This window comes from Magnetococcales bacterium (assembly GCA_015231175.1).
Taxonomy (GTDB): domain Bacteria; phylum Pseudomonadota; class Magnetococcia; order Magnetococcales; family DC0425bin3; genus HA3dbin3.
In genome coordinates this window covers 1-3,311 of sequence record JADGBZ010000156.1, presented here as the reverse complement: position 1 = coordinate 3,311, position 3,311 = coordinate 1, and the positions used below count along the sequence as shown (strand labels likewise).

At 60.0% G+C, this 3,311-nt stretch carries 3 protein-coding genes and 1 pseudogene; all 4 read left to right on the top strand.

Annotated elements, in window-relative coordinates; genetic code table 11:
* The first annotated feature begins 24 nt into the window (after positions 1 to 24).
* The 4 genes and pseudogenes from HQL63_16115 (at position 25) to HQL63_16100 (ending at position 3,036) form a co-directional block, all read left to right on the top strand.
* Positions 25 to 987 carry a hypothetical protein gene (locus HQL63_16115; protein ID MBF0178347.1) on the top strand — a complete coding sequence of 321 codons (963 nt, stop codon included), beginning with the start codon at positions 25 to 27 and terminating at the stop codon, positions 985 to 987.
* A 37-nt stretch (positions 988 to 1,024) separates the two neighbouring features.
* A complete protein-coding gene (locus HQL63_16110; GenBank protein ID MBF0178346.1) occupies positions 1,025 to 1,507 on the top strand; it encodes a hypothetical protein in 483 nt (160 codons plus the stop codon).
* Positions 1,507 to 2,373: an ATP-binding protein gene (locus HQL63_16105; GenBank protein ID MBF0178345.1), complete on the top strand. Its 867-nt coding sequence runs from the start codon at positions 1,507 to 1,509 to the stop codon at positions 2,371 to 2,373. Before HQL63_16110 ends, HQL63_16105 begins: the two co-directional genes overlap by 1 nt.
* 24 nt (positions 2,374 to 2,397) lie before the next feature.
* Positions 2,398 to 3,036 (top strand): annotated as a pseudogene (locus HQL63_16100) (hypothetical protein).
* Positions 3,037 to 3,311: the final 275 nt, after the last annotated feature.

Genomic DNA, 3,311 nt, shown 5'->3' with positions numbered 1-3,311 from the left:
CGCAGGGCTGGGTTGGGGCCACCGATGAAGACCGCCACCATTGGCACCGGTTCGGATGTGGACCAGCGGTTGGCCGAGATTGACGAGAACCTGTGCCGGGCTGATCTGACCCATTTGGAGCGGGCCGAACATCTGGCCGAGCGCAAGTTCCTGTACGAGATGATGCACCCGGAAGCACGCAATGGTGCCTGTGGTGGTGGAAAAAATGGGGTTGGAACCAGAGCGCGGACTGAGAACGCAACAACTGCGTTCTCAGTCGAGACAGCCCAAAAAACAGGATCCAGCACACGTAGCATTCAACAGGCCGTCCGCCGCGCCAACAATATCAGCCAGGAGATCCGGGACTCCATCCGCGATGTGGCAAGTATTGCTGACAACAGCCTGGAACTGGACGCTCTCGCCAGTCTGGAGGAATCGGAGCAGAAGGCAGCCGTGCGGGCGGTTCTGGATGGCAAGGCCCGCAGCATTCGTGAGGTCGTCCGTCAAAAGGAGGAAGCCAGCCGCCCACAGGTGACCACCCCCAGTCGGTCCGGTGAGGAAGAGACCGGCGATTCACCCGTTCCCAATGGTTCTGTGGATTGGAAGCGCATGTACAAGGATGTGTCTGGCGAGGCATTGGCGCAGAAGGAGCGGATCAGAACCCTGAACAAGGAGCGCACCGCCCTCAAGGCACGCATCAAGGAATTGGAATCCAGTCCATCCGAGATGGCACCGACCCCTGCCAGTCTCATGGCCGAGTTGGAGGATTGGAAACGTCGTGCTTTGGAGGCAGAGGAGCGGTGCATCTACCTCGGGCATCAGTTGGAAGAGATCAATGCGGACCCGGTCCGGCAGAGCAATCGGGGGGTGGCGTTGAAAGCCATACTGGATGAGTTGGAGAACAACCTGGCGACCGACCCCGGAGCTTTCCAAATGGAGACCCTGAACACATTCGAGAGCCGTCTCAGCGACCTGGTGTTTCTGATCAAGAGCGTCAAACGGCGGTAGCGTCAACAAGAACAACCAAACAACAGAGAGGATACAAATGGACCAACCAGTTACACTCAATCAACTGCGACAAATGCCTCTGGGCGATGTCGCCGCCTTGCCCGCCAGCGAACTGGCCCGTCTCCAGAAAGAGGTGGCTGAGGCAATGAGCCAAACCAAACTGGTCAGCGACCTGCTCGACGGGGTGCTCGTGCGCCGTTTTGGCGACCGGGCCACCACCATCCGGCAGGAGACCGGGAAGGATTTCGGCCTGATCCGTTTCCAGGATGGCGATGTGGATGTCGCCATGGATTTGCCCAAACGTCCTTCCTGGGACCAGGGCAAGCTGGCCGGGATCGTCCAGACCATCCGGGAGGCTGGTGACGACCCTGGTCAATACGTGGAGACATCTCTGGAGGTTTCCGAAAGGAAATATACCTCTTGGCCGGACAGCATCCGCCGGGTGTTCGAACCGGCCCGCACGGTGAAGGCGGGCAAGCCCTCCTTCAAACTCACCCTGCGCGAGCAGGAGGTGGCATGATGAGCGGACTTCCCATCATTACCGCTGACCAACGCATGGCCGAACGGCGTGGCATCAAGGCGTGCATCTTCGGCAAATCGGGCATCGGCAAAACCACCCTGCTGTGGAGTCTGGACCCGGCAACCACCCTGTTTTTCGATCTGGAAGCGGGCGACTTGGCAGTGGAGGGGTGGCCCGGTGATACCATCCGTCCCCGCACCTGGGACGAGTGCCGGAATTTTGCGGTCTTCATCGGTGGCCCCAACCCAGCCCTGCGCAACGATCAGTATTTCAGCCAAGCCCACTATGACGCGGTCTGTGCCCAGTTCGGAGATCCCAGGATCCTGGATAAATACCAGACCATCTTCGTCGATTCGTTGACCGTGGCCGGTCGGCTCTGCTTCCACTGGTGCAAGGGGCAGCCGCAGGCGTTCAGCGAAAAGACCGGCAAACCGGATTTGCGCGGGGCCTACGGGCTGCATGGCCAGGAGATGATTGCCTGGTTGACGCATCTCCAGCACACCAGGGGCAAGAACATTCTCTTCATCGGCATCCTGGACGAGAAATTCGACGATTTCAACCGGCGGTTCTTCGCTCCCCAGATCGAGGGCAGCAAGACCGGCCTGGAGCTGCCGGGCATCGTTGACCAGGTGATCACCATGGCGGAACTGCCCACCGAGACCGGGCAGCTTTTTCGGGCCTTCGTCTGCCAGACCATGAACCCCTGGGGCTTTCCTGCCAAGGACCGCTCCGGGCGTTTGACCACCGTTGAGGAACCGCACCTGGGGCGTCTGATGGCCAAAATCAGTGGCCCGGTACGCCCGATCCAGGAGCGTCTTGAATATGGCCAACCGGCTCCCGCCGAGGCCAACACCGCAACCAACTAACGACATCACATAGGAGATTTTCACATGCCAGCATGGAACGACTTCAATGACGCCGACGCGCAGAATAACTTTGATCTTATTCCGAAGGGGGTTGTTGCGCCTGTGCGCATGACGATCAAGCCTGGAGGTCTCGACGACCACATTCAGGGTTGGACCGGGGGCTATGCCACCCGTGCCAAGGAGAGCGATGCGGTCTATCTGAACTGCGAGTTTGTGGTGACCCAGGGGGAATTTGCCAAACGCAAGGTCTGGAGCCTGATTGGCCTCTACAGTCCCAAAGGCCACGATTGGGCCAACATGGGGCGGGCTTTCATTCGCGGCATTCTCAACTCTGCCAACGGCCTGTCGGACAAGGATACCACCCCGCGTGCCATGGAGGCCCGCCGCATTCGCGGGTTTGCCGATCTGGATGGCATCGAGTTTCTGGCCAAGATTGATGTGGAGAAAGATCAAAATGATCAGCCCAAGAATGTCATCAAGTTTGCCGTCACTCCAGACCATAAGGAGTATTTCACCTTCCAATCCGGGGCAGTCCCGGCGGCGGCAGGGTTCCAACCCTCCACCTCGTTCCGTCCGGCGGCCGGAGGCGGTCATGCCCAGTCCGGGTTTCAACCTCCGGTACAGGGTCCGTCCACTTTTCAACCTGCGGCACAGGCTTCGGCTGTGTTCCAGGCAGCGGCGCAGGCTCCCTCTCAAACGCAGGCACAACCCCAGGCTGCGTTTCAGACGCAGGCGCAACCCCAGGCGCAGACTCCGGCACCGACCGGGTTTCAGCCCCAACAGCAGGTGCCTGCCACCAACGGGTATCAGTCCCAGCAGCAGGCACCTGCCCAGGCGCAGAACGCTGGTGGCACTTTCGCCCGCCCGACGTGGGCGCAGTAAACAGGGAGACAGGGGATGATTCTCAGGCCCAGGCAACAGGTTTTTGTGGATCGGTC